14 protein-coding genes are annotated in these 15,329 nt (G+C 67.0%); 7 read left to right on the top strand and 7 right to left on the bottom strand.

From position 1 onward, the window contains the following. Positions 1–230: 230 nt before the first annotated feature. The 6 genes from puuE to J0A90_RS12505 all read left to right on the top strand — a co-directional run bounded on the left by puuE (position 231) and on the right by J0A90_RS12505 (position 5,394). A complete protein-coding gene (gene puuE, locus J0A90_RS12530) occupies positions 231–1,163 on the top strand; it encodes an allantoinase PuuE (RefSeq protein WP_207036423.1) in 933 nt (310 codons plus the stop codon). Between the two features lie 319 nt (positions 1,164–1,482). Continuing rightward, positions 1,483–2,298, top strand: a complete 816-nt coding sequence (locus J0A90_RS12525; protein WP_207036421.1) for a transporter substrate-binding domain-containing protein — start codon at positions 1,483–1,485, stop codon at positions 2,296–2,298. Between the two features lie 14 nt (positions 2,299–2,312). Beyond that, complete coding sequence (locus J0A90_RS12520) at positions 2,313–2,996, top strand: amino acid ABC transporter permease (protein WP_207036419.1); 684 nt, start codon at positions 2,313–2,315, stop codon at positions 2,994–2,996. After that, positions 2,993–3,649, top strand: coding sequence for an amino acid ABC transporter permease (locus J0A90_RS12515; RefSeq protein ID WP_207036418.1), 657 nt, complete (start codon positions 2,993–2,995; stop codon positions 3,647–3,649). Before J0A90_RS12520 ends, J0A90_RS12515 begins: the two co-directional genes overlap by 4 nt. Further along, positions 3,630–4,358: an amino acid ABC transporter ATP-binding protein gene (locus tag J0A90_RS12510; protein ID WP_233076744.1), complete on the top strand. Its 729-nt coding sequence runs from the start codon at positions 3,630–3,632 to the stop codon at positions 4,356–4,358. Before J0A90_RS12515 ends, J0A90_RS12510 begins: the two co-directional genes overlap by 20 nt. Positions 4,359–4,551: 193 nt before the next feature. Beyond that, on the top strand, positions 4,552–5,394 hold the full coding sequence (locus tag J0A90_RS12505; protein WP_207036415.1) for a MurR/RpiR family transcriptional regulator: 843 nt from the start codon (positions 4,552–4,554) through the stop codon (positions 5,392–5,394). Positions 5,395–5,443: 49 nt separating this feature from the next. On the opposite strand, the gene J0A90_RS12500 is transcribed toward J0A90_RS12505, so the two are convergent. Continuing rightward, complete coding sequence (locus J0A90_RS12500) at positions 5,444–6,883, bottom strand: YfcC family protein (protein WP_207036414.1); 1,440 nt, start codon at positions 6,881–6,883, stop codon at positions 5,444–5,446. A gap of 308 nt (positions 6,884–7,191) precedes the next feature. On the opposite strand from J0A90_RS12500, the gene J0A90_RS12495 reads away from it, so the two are divergent. Further along, the gene (locus J0A90_RS12495) at positions 7,192–8,055 is read left to right on the top strand and encodes a bifunctional allantoicase/(S)-ureidoglycine aminohydrolase (RefSeq protein ID WP_207036411.1); all 864 of its coding nucleotides are present in this window, start codon (positions 7,192–7,194) and stop codon (positions 8,053–8,055) included. Positions 8,056–8,112: 57 nt separating this feature from the next. Here the strand turns inward: J0A90_RS12495 and J0A90_RS12490 are convergent, their stop codons facing one another. The 6 genes from J0A90_RS12490 to ytfQ form a co-directional block, all read right to left on the bottom strand. After that, positions 8,113–9,465 (bottom strand): FAD-binding oxidoreductase, encoded by a 1,353-nt coding sequence (locus J0A90_RS12490; protein ID WP_207036409.1) that lies wholly within the window; start codon positions 9,463–9,465, stop codon positions 8,113–8,115. Between the two features lie 214 nt (positions 9,466–9,679). Then, entirely contained in the window at positions 9,680–10,342 is a 663-nt protein-coding gene (locus J0A90_RS12485) for a GntR family transcriptional regulator (protein WP_207036889.1), read from the bottom strand. 128 nt (positions 10,343–10,470) lie between these two features. Then, positions 10,471–11,445: a galactofuranose ABC transporter, permease protein YjfF gene (gene yjfF, locus J0A90_RS12480; RefSeq protein WP_207036888.1), complete on the bottom strand. Its 975-nt coding sequence runs from the start codon at positions 11,443–11,445 to the stop codon at positions 10,471–10,473. Further along, positions 11,442–12,476 (bottom strand): ABC transporter permease, encoded by a 1,035-nt coding sequence (locus J0A90_RS12475; protein ID WP_233076743.1) that lies wholly within the window; start codon positions 12,474–12,476, stop codon positions 11,442–11,444. The genes yjfF and J0A90_RS12475 overlap by 4 nt, the downstream gene beginning before the upstream one ends. Then, on the bottom strand, positions 12,473–14,035 hold the full coding sequence (locus tag J0A90_RS12470; RefSeq protein WP_207036407.1) for a sugar ABC transporter ATP-binding protein: 1,563 nt from the start codon (positions 14,033–14,035) through the stop codon (positions 12,473–12,475). The genes J0A90_RS12475 and J0A90_RS12470 overlap by 4 nt, the downstream gene beginning before the upstream one ends. A gap of 97 nt (positions 14,036–14,132) precedes the next feature. After that, positions 14,133–15,083 carry a galactofuranose ABC transporter, galactofuranose-binding protein YtfQ gene (gene ytfQ, locus J0A90_RS12465; protein WP_207036405.1) on the bottom strand — a complete coding sequence of 317 codons (951 nt, stop codon included), beginning with the start codon at positions 15,081–15,083 and terminating at the stop codon, positions 14,133–14,135. Between the last annotated feature and the right edge of the window lie 246 nt (positions 15,084–15,329).

The raw sequence follows: 15,329 nt of genomic DNA, 5'->3' as shown, positions 1-15,329 counted from the left end.
TGCCATCGAGTGCTTTTTCGCCAGGCGCTTGCGTATACAGCATCTGGCGCGATGCCTGAGCGCGAGACAGTCGGCTCGTGTCGGCGCATCATGGGCAGGCTTGCAGCGTGACTGGATACAATTCATGTTTCCCTTGTATGCATGCATTTTCGTGCCGCCGATCGCGCGCCGAGTGGACACCGGCAGCGGATACCGGCACTGCACCCGGTACTAGAACAAGGAATTCTGCAATGACGTCTCCCGCGCATGACGGCTATCCCCGCGACCTGATCGGCTACGGCCGTAACCCGCCCCAGGCCAACTGGCCCGGCCAGGCGCGTGTCGCGGTGCAGTTCGTGCTCAACTACGAAGAGGGCGCGGAGAACTGCGTACTGCACGGCGACAGCCACTCCGAACAGTTTCTCTCCGAGATCGCCGGGGCCGAGGCCTACCCCGATCGTCATCTGAGCATGGAGTCGATCTACGAATATGGCTCCCGCGCCGGGGTGTGGCGGGTGCTCAAGGAGTTCGAACGGCGCGGCCTGCCGTTGACGGTGTTCGGCGTGGCGATGGCGTTGGAGCGTAATCCGGAAGCCGCCCAGGCGTTCCGTGAGCTGGGCCACGAAGTGGCCTGCCACGGCTATCGCTGGATCCATTACCAGCACGTGCCGGAGGCGGTGGAGCGGGCGCATCTACAGCGCGCGCTGGCGATCTTCGAGTCGCTCTACGGCGAGCGCCCGCTGGGCTGGTACACCGGCCGCGACAGCCCCAACACGCGACGTCTGCTGGTCGACGAAGGTGGCTTCCTCTACGACAGCGACTACTACGGCGACGATCTGCCGTTCTGGCGCGATGTCGACGACAGTCAGGGGCGCAGCCAGCGCCACCTCATCGTGCCCTACACCCTGGACAGCAACGACATGCGCTTCGCCTCGCCGACCGGTTTCGATCACGGCGAGCCGTTCTTCCAGTATCTGCGCGACGCCTTCGACGTGCTCTATGCCGAGGGGGCGGAGACGCCCAAGATGCTCTCGATCGGCCTGCACTGCCGGCTGATCGGGCGCCCCGGGCGCTTCCGTGCGCTGCAGCGCTTCCTCGATCATCTCGAGGCCCACGACCGGGTGTGGATCACCCGGCGTGTGGATATCGCCCGCCATTGGGCCAGCCAGCACCCGCCCGCCTAACGGGCCGCTCGCGCCGGGTTCGGCTCACCTGAATCGAGCCCGGCACCCCCGACGCCTCTTAATGGTGCGTGGGCGCGCTCCCTTGCCCCCGTTTCGACCACTCTCTCTCCCTGGCCGGGTCCTCGAGACCGTGATGTCGGGCTTTTTTCACTGGCTAACTCCCTGAATCGACAGCGCAGATAACCGATCTGGCGCCGAGCTTGCTAAGACGTGATGTGAAACCAACGTTTCTCCTCCGATAGAGAAGTCGTCAATCGTTTCTCTATCGGCATCACGCTATCGGCATAACAACTGACAAGCTCTCTCGGGGAGGTATGGCATGTTCGCCTGCGTCAAGAATCGATTCTCGCGTCAACTCGTGCTGGCGCTCTGCTGCACCGTCGTCGCCGGCTTCACGGCTTTATCGGCCCAGGCCAGCGACCTGGCCACCATCGAACAGCGCGGCACACTGCGGGTGGCGGTACCGCAGGACTTCCCGCCCTTCGGTTCGGTGGGCACCGACCTGCAACCGCAGGGCTACGACATCGACATGGCGCACTATCTGGCCGACCAGATGGGTGTCGATCTGAAGCTGGTGACCGTCACCAGTGCCAATCGCATCCCGTTCCTGCAGACCGACAAGGTCGATCTGGTGATCTCGAGTCTGGGCAAGAACCCCGAGCGCGCCGCGGTGATCGACTTCACCGAGGCCTATGCGCCGTTCTTCCTCGGCGTGTTCGGCACGCCCGCTGCCGCACCGGTCGCAGACGCCGCCGGGCTCGCCGGCAAGACCATAGGCGTGACCCGCGGCTCGGTCGAGGACATGGAACTCTCCGATCTGGTGCCGAGCGATACCACCGTCCAGCGCTTCGAGGACAACGCCACCACGATCTCCGCCTTTCTCTCCGGCCAGGTCGACTACATCGCCACCGGTAACGTGGTCGCGGCACAGATCGCCGAGCGCAATACCGAGCGGGCACCGACCATGGTGTTGCGGATCAAGAATTCGCCCTGCTATATCGGCCTGGCCAAGGGCAACGAGGCGCTGAAAGCACGCGTCAATGCGCTGATCGAGCAGGCCAAGCAGGATGGCACGCTGGAATCGATGTCGCAGAAGTGGTTCCACACCGCGCTGCCCGACGATCTCTCCTCCTGAGTGGGTAAGCGGTCATGACGCTGGATTTCTCCACGCTGCTGCCCTACACGGCGCAGATCCTCCACGGCTTGATGACGACGCTGTGGCTGACTGCGGTGACGACGCTGGCCGGGATCGCGTTGGCGATCGTCGTCGCCTACCTGCGGGACGCTGCCGTCAACGGCCGGCCGAGCCTCATTGGCCGCCTGCTGGGCGGCTATGTCGAGGTCATCCGCAACACGCCGTTCATCGTCCAGCTGTTCTTTCTGTTCTTCGGCCTGCCGGCGCTGGGCGTTCCGATCAGCGCCACGGTCGCGGCGCTGCTGGCGATGATCCTCAATCTCGGCGCCTATACCGCCGAGATCCTGCGCGCGGGGATCGATTCGACCCAGAGAGGCCAGCATGAAGCCGCCCGCGCGCTGGGGCTATCGCGTCTGCAGAGCTTCCGGCACGTGGTCCTGGTGCCGGCGTTCTCGCGGGTTTATCCGTCGCTGATCAGCCAGTGCATCATCGTGATGCTGGGCTCCGCGGTGGTGTCCCAGATTTCGGTCTTCGATCTGACCTACGCCGCCAACTTCATCCAGTCGCGCAGCTTCCGCGGCTTCGAAGTCTATCTGGTGGTGACGCTGATCTATCTGCTGTTGGCGGTGGGGCTGCGGCTGGCGTTCGAGTTCGCCGGACGCCGCCTGTTCGCGTTTCGCCAGGGAGGTTCGGCATGACCGATTTCACGCTGTGGGACATCGTCCGCAACCTGCTGCTGGCAGGGCGCTGGACGGTGGTCCTGTCGTTGATCGCCTTCATCGGCGGAGCCGCCGTCGGGCTGATGTTGACCCTGCTGCGCATGGGCGGGCTGAAGCCGATCCGCTGGTCGATCCGGCTCTACGTCGATCTGTTCCAGGGCACGCCGCTGCTGATGCAGCTGTTCCTGGCCTATTTCGGTGCCGCGGCACTGGGGCTCGATGTCTCCGCCTGGACCGCGGCCAGCGTGGCGCTGACGCTGTTCACCAGCGCTTTCCTGTGCGACATCTGGCGCGGCTGCGTCGAGGCGGTACCCAGCGGCCAGTGGCAGGCCTCCCGGGTGCTCGGACTCAACTATCTGCAGTCGATGCGCCACGTCATCCTGCCGCAGGCGCTGCGCCTGGCGGTGCCGCCCACCGTCGGCTTCTCGGTACAGGTCATCAAGGGCACCGCGCTGGCCTCGGTGATCGGCTTCGTCGAGCTGACCAAGGCCGGCACCATGCTCAACAACGCGGCGTTCGCGCCCTTCACCATCTTCGCGCTGGTGGCGCTCGGGTATTTCATCCTCTGCTATCCGCTGTCCCGCTACGCCCGTCACCTGGAGAAAAAGCTCTATGGCGCTGGTATCCGTTAAAGACCTGCATAAATCCTTCGGCGAGCTGGAGGTGCTCAAGGGCATCGATCTGGAGATCGAGGCCGGCGAGGTGGTGTCGATCATCGGCCGCAGCGGTTCGGGCAAGAGTACCTTGCTGCGCTGCCTCAACCAGCTCGAGCAACACGACTGGGGCACCATCCATCTGGCCGATCAGCGTCTCGATGGCAGCGCGATGTCGCCGGGGGAGCTGAGTCAGAACGTCGGCATGGTGTTTCAGAGTTTCAACCTGTTCCCGCACAAGACGGTGGTCGAGAATGTGATGCTGGCACCGGTGGTGGTCAAGCAGACGCCCCGCGCCGAGGCCCGCAAGATCGCCGCGGAGGTGCTCGACAAGGTGGGGATGTCCGAGAAGGTCGACGCCTATCCGGCCCAGCTCTCCGGCGGCCAGCAGCAGCGCGTGGCGATTGCCCGGGCCCTGGCGATGCATCCCAAGGTGCTGCTGTGCGACGAGGTGACCTCGGCGCTCGACCCCGAACTGGTGGGCGAGGTGCTGCGCGTGCTCGAAGACCTGGCCAGTGAAGGGATGACACTGATCCTGGTCACCCATGAGATGAAGTTCGCCCGCGACGTCAGTGACCGCGTCGTCTTCATGCATCAGGGGCGGATCCATGAATCCGGCGACCCGCAGACGCTATTCACCCGGCCGCAGACGCCGGAGCTCGCCCAGTTCATCGCCTCGGTGCTATGAGCCGGTGTCGGGGGGATACGGCTTGTGGCCCCGGACGCGGCGGTGGGGGATATCGATGATAGAGTGGCCGCAGCTCTGGTCAGAACATGATGCGCCCGGGAGTGTGAGTCAGGGAGTGTGAGACAGGGAATGTAAGTCAGGTGACGAGATTCAGGTAACGAGAGTCAGGGAACGAGAGGCAGGGACAGCACCCATGCAGGGCCATATCGGACGTCAGCTCCAGCAGCGCTTCGGCGAACTGGCGCCGCAGGAGCGGCGCGTCGCCAGCTTCATTCTGGATCACTTCGAGGATCTCGCGATCTACAGTGCCGCCGATCTGGCGCGTCTCTCCGGGGTCTCCAAGGCCACCGTGACGCGGCTGTTCCGGCGCCTGGGCTACGCCGACTTCAAGGCGGTCAAGGCGCATGCTCGGGAGCTGCGCCACTTCGGCGTGCCGCTGGCGGCGGGCAGCGACGCCCTGGGCGAGGGCGCCGAGCGCTGTGCCCGGCACCTGGCCCGCGAGCAGGAGAATCTGCAGCGCTGCCTCGATGGGCTCTCGGCGGCCAGCTTCGAGGCGGTGATCGACGCGCTCGACGCCGCGCCGCGGCTGGCGGTGGTGGGCTATCGCAACAGTTACCCGCTGGCGCTGCATCTGCGCCAGCAGCTACTGCAGTGCCGCCCCGGCGTGGCGCTGTGGCCGGCGCCCAATCAGTCGCTGGCCGAGGAGCTCGCCGAGCTCGATCCCGAGACCCTGGTGGTGCTGTTCGGCTTCCGCCGCCGGCCGCGGGTGTTCGAGGCGCTGGTCGAGACCCTGGCGGCGCGCGGGCAGCGCTGTGTGCTGATCGGCGATGCCACCACAGCGCGCTACGCCGAGCGCGTCACCTGGCGGCTCGAGTGCCCGCTGGACAGCGTCTCGGCCTTCGACAGCTACGCCGCGCCGATGAGCCTGATCTGCCTACTGGTCAACGCCCTGCTGCACCGCCGGCTGGCATCGGGACGGGCGCGGATCGATGGCATCACCGACCTGTATGAGTCGCTCGACGAGTTGGGCCCCTGAACCCGACTGCCGCCGCGCCGTCGACGCGGCGGCAGTTTTCGTACCCACCCTAACCCTGCCAGCCGCTGGCCTGGGCAAACAGCAGCAAGGCCACGGCGATCGCCACCCAGGCGCCGAACAGCGGCAGGAAGAAGCGCACCCAGCGCTGCCACGGCACGCCGGCCAGGGCCAGGGTGGCCATGAAGTAGCCGGAAGTGGGGTAGAGGATATTGCCGATGCCGTCGCCCAGCTGATAGGCGAGGACCGCGGTCTGGCGGGTCACCCCGAGCAGGTCCGAGAGCGGTGCCATGATCGGCATGGTCACCAGCGCCTGACCGCTGCCGGAGGGGACCACGAAGTTGAAGCCGAGCTGGGCCAGATACATGCCCAGCGCCGAGAACAGCGTGGGCAGCCCGCCCACCGCGACCCCGAGGCCGTGGACCATGGTGTCGAGCACCTGGCCATCTTCCAGTACCACGGCCACGGCGCGGGCGATACCGGCGATCATGGCGCCGACCATGACGTCGCGGAAGCCCTCGTTGAAGCCTTCACAGATGGCATCGACCTTAAGTCCGGCGATCAGGCCGACGACGATACCCATCACGATGAACAGCCCTGCCATCTCGAGCATGAACCAGCCCTGCCCGAGCACGCCGTAGACCAGCGCGGCGAAGAAGCCCAGGGCGGCCAGGATGGCGGCCTTCTGGCGTCCGCTGGCGCGCGGCTTGTCGGCATCCAGCGCATGCTGGTAGCGGTGCCGCTTGGCGTGCTCGCCGGCGTCGTCGTCGAGCAGGCTGGCGCTGGCGTCGTCACGCACGCGGCGGGCATAGCGCAGCACCCACGCCACGGCCACCGCGAGCATGGCGACCAGTGCCACCAGGCGCAGGCCGAAGCCCGAATAGAGCGGCAGATGAGAGAGCTGCTGGCCGAGCCCGGTGTTGATCGGGTTGAGCACGCCGGCGGTGAAGCCGGCGGTGGTGGCACACAGCGCGACCGCGGCGGCGACCACCGAGTCGAAGCGCAGCGCGATCATCAGCGGCAGGATCACCGGCACGTAAACCAGCGACAGCTCCTGGGTGCCGATCAGCGTGGCGATGACGGCGAACAGCGTCATCAGTACCGGAATCACCCACAGGCTGCGTCCGGCGAAGTGGCGCGTCAGGTTATCCACACCCAGTTCGATGATGCCGGTACGCCGCAGCACCGCGAACATGCCGCCGATGATCAGGGTGAAGAACACCACCTGACCGGCGCTCATCAGGCCGCTGGGGATCGCCAGCAGGAAGTCGGTCAGCCCGGTCGGCGTGGCGGGCACGTAATGGAACGAGGCCGGGTCGATGGTGGTGCGTCCCGCTGGCCCCGGCACGCGCTCGTAGACGCCGGCGGGGATCAGGTAGGTGGCGATGGCCGCGAGGATGATGAAGAGGAAAAGAATGGCGTAGATATGCGGTATATGAAACGATCGTTTCTTGTGCGAACGGTCAAGATCCGCCTCGGATGATGGGCTCATGGACGCTTCGTCCTCTCTGTCGTGTTGCTGTTGTGATGGCCGGACGAGCCGGCGGAGAGCGCGTGCCTGCGGCGTATGACGCCGCCCCCGGTTTATCCTTGTGGTGACGCCCTGGGCGTGTCCGAGACGCGGGGCCGTTCGGACCCGATCGATAGTTTCACAACTCGATGGCCGCGAAAAGCCCTCTTCCGTTACGCTGGTTTCATTGGCGTTTCATGCACTTTGCTTGATGTTTCACGGGCCTGTGCCGGCCCGGGGCTCGATCGCGAGTCGCCCGGGTGACACCGCGCCTTCACCGAGGAGGACCCATGTCGCAATCCGATGCTCCCCGCGGCGCTCAGCCGCCACGCCGCTATTACGCCCCGCATGGCGGTCTGCCGCCGCAGAGCCAGTTGATCCATGACCGTGCGGTGTTCACCGAGGCCTATGCGGTGATCCCCAAAGGGGTGATGAGCGATATCGTTACCAGCTACCTGCCGCACTGGGAGAAGACCCGGCTGTGGGTGCTGGCGCGCCCGCTCTCCGGCTTCGCCGAAACCTTCTCCCAGTACATCATGGAGGTCGCTCCCGGCGGCGGCAGCCAGCGCCCCGAGCCGGACCCGGAGGCCGAGGGCGTGCTGTTCGTGGTCGAAGGGGAGATGACCCTGACCCTGGCCGGCCAGACGCATGTCATGACCCCGGGGGGCTACGCCTACCTGCCGCCGGGGTGCGATTGGCAGCTTTACAATCACGCCGGCGAGGCGGTGCGCTTTCACTGGATCCGCAAGGCCTACGAGGTCGTCGAGGGGGTGGAGGTGCCGCCGGCCTTCGTCACCAACGAGCAGGAGATCGCGCCGACGCCGATGCCGGATACCGACGGCCGCTGGGCGACCACACGCTTCGTCGACCCTGCCGACCTGCGCCACGACATGCATGTGACCATCGTCACTTTCCAGCCGGGCGGGGTGATCCCGTTCGACGAGACCCATGTGATGGAGCATGGCCTCTATGTGCTCGAGGGGCGCGCGGTCTATCACCTCAATCAGGACTGGGTCGAGGTCGAGGCCGGCGACTTCATGTGGCTGCGCGCCTTCTGCCCGCAGTCCTGCTATGCCGGCGGGTCGGGGCCGTTCCGCTATCTGCTGTACAAGGACGTCAATCGGCAGATGCCGCTGCGGCTGTCACGCCGCTGATCCAAGGCCCGGGCCTGGCGTTCATCACTTTAGCGCCGATTGACTTAGCGCCCATCGTCAGCGCTCGCGGCCGAAGCGCGTCAGGCGGTAAGGCACGAACGCCGGCAGGTCGTGGGCTGCATCCGGGTTGCCGGGGGCGAGGGGAGCATCGCCGGGATTCGCCAGCGCGGCGATCATCTCGGCGCTGATCGCCGCCTGGGTCAGCCCCAGGTGCTGGTGACCGAACGCCAGCAGCACGCGACCGCCGCGGGCACGGTCGATGATCGGCAGCGAGTCCGGCAGCGAGGGGCGAAAGCCCATCCAGGTGCTGGCATCGGTGATGTCCAGCTCGTGCGTGAACAGCCCCTTGCTGAGACGGTGCAACTGCCAGGCGCGCTCCAGGTTGGGCGGGCGCTCGAGCCCGGCGAACTCCACCGTGCCGGCCAGGCGCAGGCCGTCGGGCAGCGGCGTCATGATGAAACGGCGCTCGAAGGCGGTGACCGCGAACGGCAGCCGTGCCGGCTCCCGCGGCAGCATCAGGTGGTAGCCGCGCTCGGTGTCCAGCGGCACGCGGACGCCGGTCAGCGCCTCTGTCAGCGCGGCCGAGTGGGCGCCGCAGGCGATCAGCACGCGGGCGGCCCGCAGCGTGCGCTGCGCGGTGGTCAGCGTCACGCCATCCGCCGATGTGTAAGCGTCTTGCACCCGTTCGCGAATGAAGCGCACGCCTTCGCGCCGCGCCGCCTCGGCCAGGGTTTCCACCACCCGCAGCGGATTAAGGAAGTGGCCGGTGGCGGGAAAGAAGAGCCCGCCGCGCAGGCGTGGCGAGAGTGTCGGCGCCGCGGCATGGAGCTTGGCGGCGTCCCACGGCTCCACCGGCACGCCCTGGGCGCGGGTGCGCTCGGCCAGCGCCGTCAGCAGCGCCAGCGAATCCGGCTTCTCGTAGGCCAGTACCGAGCCCTGCTGGTGCAGCAGGGGGGCGGCCTCCACCGAGGCCAGCAGCCGCTGCCAGGCGCCCAGGCTGGCGCCGTTGAGCGCGCCGAGCCCGGCCACGCTGGCGCGATAGGGCGCCGGGCGCAGGTTCCAAAGCAGGCGCGCGAACCACGGCAACCCGCGCGGCAGGTGGCGCCAGTCCAGGCGCAGCGGGCCCAGCGGGTCGAGCAGCATGCATGGCAGGCGCTTGAGGATGCTGGCATCGGCGATGGGGAAGACCTGTTCGGTGGCCAGATGACCGGCATTGCCGAAGGAGGCCCCCATGCCCGGTGGCTGCGGGTCGAGCACCAGCACGCGCTGGCCCTGGCGAGCAAGCGCCAGCGCGCAGCAGACGCCGACGATGCCCGCGCCGACCACGGCGATATCCGCATCTGAAGCGCTTCGGGCGTCCGAAGAGCCCCGGGCATTCGGCGAGGCAGGGGCGGTGGAGAGAGTGGGCATGGGCAGGCGTCTCGCGCTGGGTAGCGCGCCGGTGACTCGTGTTGGCGCGCATCACGATGATGGCTTTGTAGATTGTATAAAATCCATCATGCCCGCCGCCAGGGCGCTTGTCGATGGCTATTGCAGGCGGGGCGCGGGGATCACACGCGGCGCACAGAGACGGCGAGCAACCTCGTCGAGGCTGTCGCCGGTGAATGCGCGGGGCGGATGGTTCTCAAACCTCGCCGGCCAGATTGCGCTCGAGTACCGCGACGATCCCCTCGCAGGCGTCGAGAATATGCCGTTCGAGCACCTGGCAGGCGCCCGTGGCGTCACCCTGGCGGGCGAGATCGAGCAGCGCGTGGTGCTCGCGCTCCGCCTTTTCGATCTGGCGGGTGTAGAGCAGCTGCATGCGGATGTAACGATCCGACTTGGTATTGAGCTGCGCGATCATCGCCATCGCCTCGGGCAGCTCGGCGGGGGCGTAGAGGGCGCGATGAAAGCCGAAGTTGAAATCGCTCCAGTGATCGATCTGGTGGCCGGCATTCAGGGCGGCGTCGTAGTCGCTCAGGATGGTCTCGGCCTGTGCCAGGTCCGCCGGGGTCAGGCGCGGGATGGCACGTTCGAGCACGTAGCCCTCGACCAGCACGCGCAGGTCGAACAGCTCGCGGATCTTGGCCACCGACAGTTCGGTGGTGAAGGCGCCGCGGTGGGCGTGGAACTCGACCAGCCCCTCGGCTTCCAGGGTCAGCAGTGCCTCGCGTACCGGAATCCGGCTGACGTCGTAATCCTTGGCCAGGGCATCCTGGCGCAGTTGGGTACCGCCGCTGAATTCGCCGCCGAGAATGCGTTGGCGCAGGTCGTCGGCGACGTACTGGGCCCGGGTCTTGAATGCCATGATAGGGGGACTACGTGGGAATTTTGCATATTGTGTACAAATGCCCCGATGGCGTCCATCCGTTCCCTGGTTCCTGGTTCCTGGTTCCTGGTGCGTGCGCGGGGGCGAGCGTGCTGGCGCGCGAGATATCAGGCCGGCGCCGCGCCGCGCGGCGTGCCCAGTCGCAGCAGCGCCTTCTGCAGCACGATGAAGGCCAGCAGCAGGACGCCGATGGCGATCTTGGTCCACCAGCTCGAGAGCGTGCCGTCGAAGACGATATAGGTCTGGATCAGCCCCATGGTCAGCACCCCGAACAGGGTTCCGAACACATAGCCGGCGCCGCCGCTGAGCAGGGTGCCGCCGATCACCACGGTGGCGATCGCGGTCAGCTCGGTGCCGACCGTCGCCAACGGATAGCCGGAGCCGGTATAGAGCGCGAAGACGATACCGCCGAGGCCCGCCATCAGCCCCGAGAAGGCGTAGATCATCACCGTGGTGCGCCCGACCCGGCTGCCCATCAGCCGCGCGGTCTGCTGGCCGCCGCCGAGGGCGAACACATTGGCGCCGAAGCGGGTGCGGTGGGCGACCACGTGGCCCACCACGAAGGCCAGCAGCATGATCACCCCGATCAGCGTCAGCCGCCCCTTGCCGGGCATCAGCCAGTAGGTGCTCTGGAGGGTATCGAAGAAGGGGTGATCGATCGCCACCGAGTCGATGGTCAGCATGTAGGCCACGCCGCGGGCGAGGAACATCCCGGCCAGGGTGACGATGAATGGCGGCATGCCCAGGCGGTGGATGAGTGCACCCATGGCCGCGCCGAAAGCGGTGGTCAGGGCCAGCAGCAGAGCGAAGACGAGCAGCGGGTGCAGCCCGGTGTCGCGCAGCATGACCGCGATGAAAACGCCGGAGAAGGCGATCACCGCGCCCACCGAGAGGTCGATGCCGCCGGAGAGGATCACTACCGTCATGCCGACCGCGACGATGCCCAGATAGGCGTTGTCGGTCAGCAGATTGCCGGCTACCCGGGTCGAGAGCATGTAGGGAAACTGCACATAGCAGATGGCGTAGGCGATGACGAAGATCGCGATGGTCGCCAGCAGCGGATAGCGCCGGGGATTGATCATGGGCTCGCCCTCTCTTTGTTCGCCGTCGGGGCGGGATGGCGCTGGCGTGTCAGGCGCGCGGCCACCCGCTTCAGGTCGCCCGCCAGCAGGGGCGACTGCAGCACCAGGATGGCGACCACCAGCGCTGCCTTGATGACCAGGTTGTATTCGGTGGGGAAGCCCGCCAGCAGGATGCCGGTATTGATGGTCTGGATGATCAGCGCGCCGATCACCGCCGCCGGGATCGAGAAACGCCCGCCGAGCAGCGAGTTGCCGCCGATCACCGTGGCCAGGATGGCGTCCAGCTCCAGCCACAGCCCGGCGTTGTTGGCGTCCGCCCCGCGGATGTCGGCGGTGGTGACGATCCCAGCCAGCGCCGCACACAGCCCTGAGATCATGTAGACCGCGAGCAGAATGACACGGGCGTTGATCCCGGCCAGTGCACTGGCCCGGCGATTGATGCCCACCGCTTCGACCAAGAGCCCCAGCGCGGTGCGCCGTACCACCACCACGGTCAGCGTCGCCGCCGCCAGCCACAGCCAGACCGGCACCGGGATGCCGAACAGATGGCCGGAACCGAGGAAGCTGAACCCCGGCAGGTTGAAGGTCAGGATGCGCCCTTCGGTGATCAGCTGGGCGATACCGCGCCCGGAGATCATCAGGATTAAGGTGGCGACGATCGGCTGGATGCCGAGGAAGGCGATCAGACAGCCGCTGAACAGCCCCGCGCACAGGCCGGCGGCCAGCGCCAGGCCCAGCGCCCAGAGCAGCCCGTGGCCGGCGACGATGGCCGCCGCGGCGACCGCACCGGTGATCGCCATGACCGTGCCCACCGAGAGATCGATACCGCCGGTGGCGACCACCAGGGTCATGCCGATCGCCAGCAGCGCCACCGGCGCACCGCGCTTGAGCACGTCGATCACCGGGCCGATCAGCCGCCCGTCGCTGTAGTGCAGCTGCAGGAAGTCGGGGAAGACCGCACTGACCAGCGCCACCAGCACGGCCAGGGTGATCAGTTGCGGCAGCACGCGTTTCACGCCGGCGGGCATCATGCGGGAGTCTCCTCGGCGCGGGTGTCGGTGCTGGCGATCGCCTGCACTACCGCTTCCAGCCCGATCTCCGCGCCCACCAGAGTGGCGACCTGACGCCGGTCGCGCAGCACGATCACGCGGTCGGACACGGCGATCAGCTCGTCCAGCTCGGAGGAGATCACCAGCACGGCCATGCCCTTGGCGGTCAGCTCGCGGATCAGGCTCAGAATCTCGGCGTGGGCGCCGACATCGATGCCGCGGGTCGGCTCGTCGAGAATCAGAAAGCGCGGGTTCATCGCCAGCCAGCGCGCCAGCACCACCTTCTGCTGATTGCCGCCGGAGAGCTCGCCGATCGCCTTTTCAGGCCCCGAGGTGCGGATATCCAGGCGTGCGATGTAGTCGTTGGCCAGGCGCTGCTGCTCGGCGCGGGGGATCGGCCGCATCCAGCCGCGGCGAGCCTGCAGTGCCAGGATGATGTTCTCGCGGATCGACAGCTCGGCGACGATCCCGTCGGTCTTACGGTCTTCCGGGGCGAAGCCGAAGCCGGCGGCGATGGCGTCGCGCGGGCCGCGCAGGTGCAGCTCGTCCGCGCCTTTGCCTCCATCTCCGCCCCCATCTCCGCCCCCGCTCTCGACATCGCGAACGCGGCCGCTGTGGGCGCGCTTGATGCCGAACATCACCTCGGCGGTCTCGGTGCGCCCCGAGCCCAGCAGGCCGGCCATGCCGATCACCTCGCCGCGCTGGACGCTGAGATCGAACGGCTCGATATGCCCGCGGCGGCCCACCTGCTCGAAGGCGAGCAACGGCTCCCCGGCGGCCTGCGTGTGGCCCTCGGCACGCCTGGCGTCATGCTCCTCGGCTGCCAGTTCGCGCCCCAGCATGTGCTCGATCAGCCGCACCCGGTCGAGTTCGTCGCAGCGCGTGGTGACGATCTTGCGCCCATTGCGCAGCACCGTGATGCGGTCGCACAGCGCATATACCTGGTCCAGGAAGTGCGACACGAAGAGGATGCCCAGGCCCTGGTCGCGCAACCGGCGCACCACCGCGAACAGCATCTGCACTTCGCGGTCGTCGAGACTCGCGGTGGGCTCGTCGAGAATCAGCACCTTGCCTGACAGCGCCACCGCGCGGGCAATCGCGACCAGTTGCTGCACTGCCACCGAGTAGCTGCCGAGGTCGCGGTCGAGGTCGATGGCGAGCCCGTAGCCATCCAGCATCGCCGCCGCCTGGCGGCGCTGGGCTCGGGTGTCGACGATGCCGAAGCGGCGCGGCTCGTGGCCGAAGGTGAGGTTCTGGGCCACGGTCAGGTTGGGCAGCAGATTGACCTCCTGGTAGACCGTGCCGATGCCCAGCGCCTGGGCCTGGGCGGTGGAATCCGGTGAGATCGGCGCGTCATCCAGCAAGAGCGTGCCGGCGTCGCGGCGATAGGCACCGGTGAGGCACTTGATCAGGGTCGACTTGCCGGCGCCGTTCTCGCCCAGCAGTGCGTGCACCTCGCCGCGGTCGAGCTCGAAGTCGACCCCATCGAGCGCCTTCATGCCGACGAAGGTCTTGGTCAGTGACTGGATGGCAAGCAGCATGGTCGGTCATCCCGAGTGAGCGGACCCGGCGGCGTCGAGAGCGCCGCAGGGAGAGAGCGGAAGGCCGGCAGCGTGCGATGCCGGCCGCAGGCGTGGCTCAGTAGCCCAGATCCTTGCGCCGCTGGTATTCGCCCTCGGGGTCGTCGCTCTGGGTGTAGAGCTTGGAGTCGGTCTGGATGAACTTGGGCGGCTGGGTGCCATCCTTCCAGTAGGCTTCGAGCGCGTCGAAGGCGGGGCCTGCCATGTTGGGCGTCAGCTCCACCGTGGCGTTGGCGTCGCCGTTGGCCATCGCCTTGAAGTAGTCGGGCACGGCGTCGATGGAGATGGTCAGAATCTCCTTGCCGGGGTGCAGGCCGGCTTCCTTCATCGCCTGGATGGCGCCGATCGCCATATCGTCGTTGTGCGAGAACAGCGCGCAGATATCGTGCCCGCCGTTTTCCGCCCGGATGAAACTCTCCATCACCTCCTTGCCACCGGAGCGCGTGAAGTCACCGGTCTGGCTGCGCACGATCTTGAGGTTGGGGTGGTCGGCGATCGCCTTCCCGAAGCCCTGCTTGCGCTCGATCGCCACCGACGAACCGGTGGTGCCCTGCAGCTCGACCACGTTGCACGGCTTGCCGGCGACCTTGTCGACCAGCCACTGACCGGCGACTTCACCCTCGTGCACGCTGTCGGCGCCCACCGCGGTCATGTAGAGATCCTTGGGCGCATCGATCTGGCGGTCGAGCAGAATCACCGGGATCTCGCTCTCCTTGGCCTCCTTGAGCACGTTGTCCCAGCCGGTGGCCACCACGGGGGCGAGCAGAATGGCATCCACCCCCTGGGCGATGAACGAGCGCAGCGCGGCGATCTGGTTCTCCTGACGCTGCTGGGCATCCGAGAACTTGAGATCGATCCCGCGTTGCTCGGCCTGCTTGCGGGTAATGGTGGTTTCCGCCGCGCGCCAGCCCGACTCCGAACCGATCTGTGAAAAGCCGACGACCTGTGCCGCGGACGCGGTGGCACTGAACCCCATCAACGCGAGGCTGAGGGCGAGTGATTTCTTCATCGGTGGTCTCCCGTGATGGCGCCGGTTTTGCCCGTCTTCGTGGCAGGCGATGCGCGCCAATGAGGCGATTGATCTGCCGCGAGGGTGTCGGTGTGGGGCTATCGGTCTGGCGGATTCAGACCCTGGGGTCGTTGTCGCGAAGACCGTTCTCGACACGCTGTCGGCGGTATTTATTCGATTGCTCGATCCTGCCGGTGGCGCATGAGATACAGGCTCGTACACCACTGTTTTATTGCGTGATGAGTG

Origin of the sequence: Salinicola sp. DM10 (assembly GCF_017306975.2) — a bacterium.
In the GTDB taxonomy this organism is placed as follows: domain Bacteria; phylum Pseudomonadota; class Gammaproteobacteria; order Pseudomonadales; family Halomonadaceae; genus Salinicola.
Note: the sequence above shows the minus strand (reverse complement) of the source record. Positions and strands in the feature narration are given on the sequence as shown.

Coding starts and splice junctions, on each gene's coding strand:
- puuE (WP_207036423.1), top strand. CDS start 231: ATGACGTCTCCCGCGCATGACGGCTATCCCCGCGACCTGATCGGCTAC.
- J0A90_RS12525 (WP_207036421.1), top strand. CDS start 1,483: ATGTTCGCCTGCGTCAAGAATCGATTCTCGCGTCAACTCGTGCTGGCG.
- J0A90_RS12520 (WP_207036419.1), top strand. CDS start 2,313: ATGACGCTGGATTTCTCCACGCTGCTGCCCTACACGGCGCAGATCCTC.
- J0A90_RS12515 (WP_207036418.1), top strand. CDS start 2,993: ATGACCGATTTCACGCTGTGGGACATCGTCCGCAACCTGCTGCTGGCA.
- J0A90_RS12510 (WP_233076744.1), top strand. CDS start 3,630: ATGGCGCTGGTATCCGTTAAAGACCTGCATAAATCCTTCGGCGAGCTG.
- J0A90_RS12505 (WP_207036415.1), top strand. CDS start 4,552: ATGCAGGGCCATATCGGACGTCAGCTCCAGCAGCGCTTCGGCGAACTG.
- J0A90_RS12500 (WP_207036414.1), bottom strand. CDS start 6,883: ATGAGCCCATCATCCGAGGCGGATCTTGACCGTTCGCACAAGAAACGA.
- J0A90_RS12495 (WP_207036411.1), top strand. CDS start 7,192: ATGTCGCAATCCGATGCTCCCCGCGGCGCTCAGCCGCCACGCCGCTAT.
- J0A90_RS12490 (WP_207036409.1), bottom strand. CDS start 9,465: ATGCCCACTCTCTCCACCGCCCCTGCCTCGCCGAATGCCCGGGGCTCT.
- J0A90_RS12485 (WP_207036889.1), bottom strand. CDS start 10,342: ATGGCATTCAAGACCCGGGCCCAGTACGTCGCCGACGACCTGCGCCAA.
- yjfF (WP_207036888.1), bottom strand. CDS start 11,445: ATGATCAATCCCCGGCGCTATCCGCTGCTGGCGACCATCGCGATCTTC.
- J0A90_RS12475 (WP_233076743.1), bottom strand. CDS start 12,476: ATGATGCCCGCCGGCGTGAAACGCGTGCTGCCGCAACTGATCACCCTG.
- J0A90_RS12470 (WP_207036407.1), bottom strand. CDS start 14,035: ATGCTGCTTGCCATCCAGTCACTGACCAAGACCTTCGTCGGCATGAAG.
- ytfQ (WP_207036405.1), bottom strand. CDS start 15,083: ATGAAGAAATCACTCGCCCTCAGCCTCGCGTTGATGGGGTTCAGTGCC.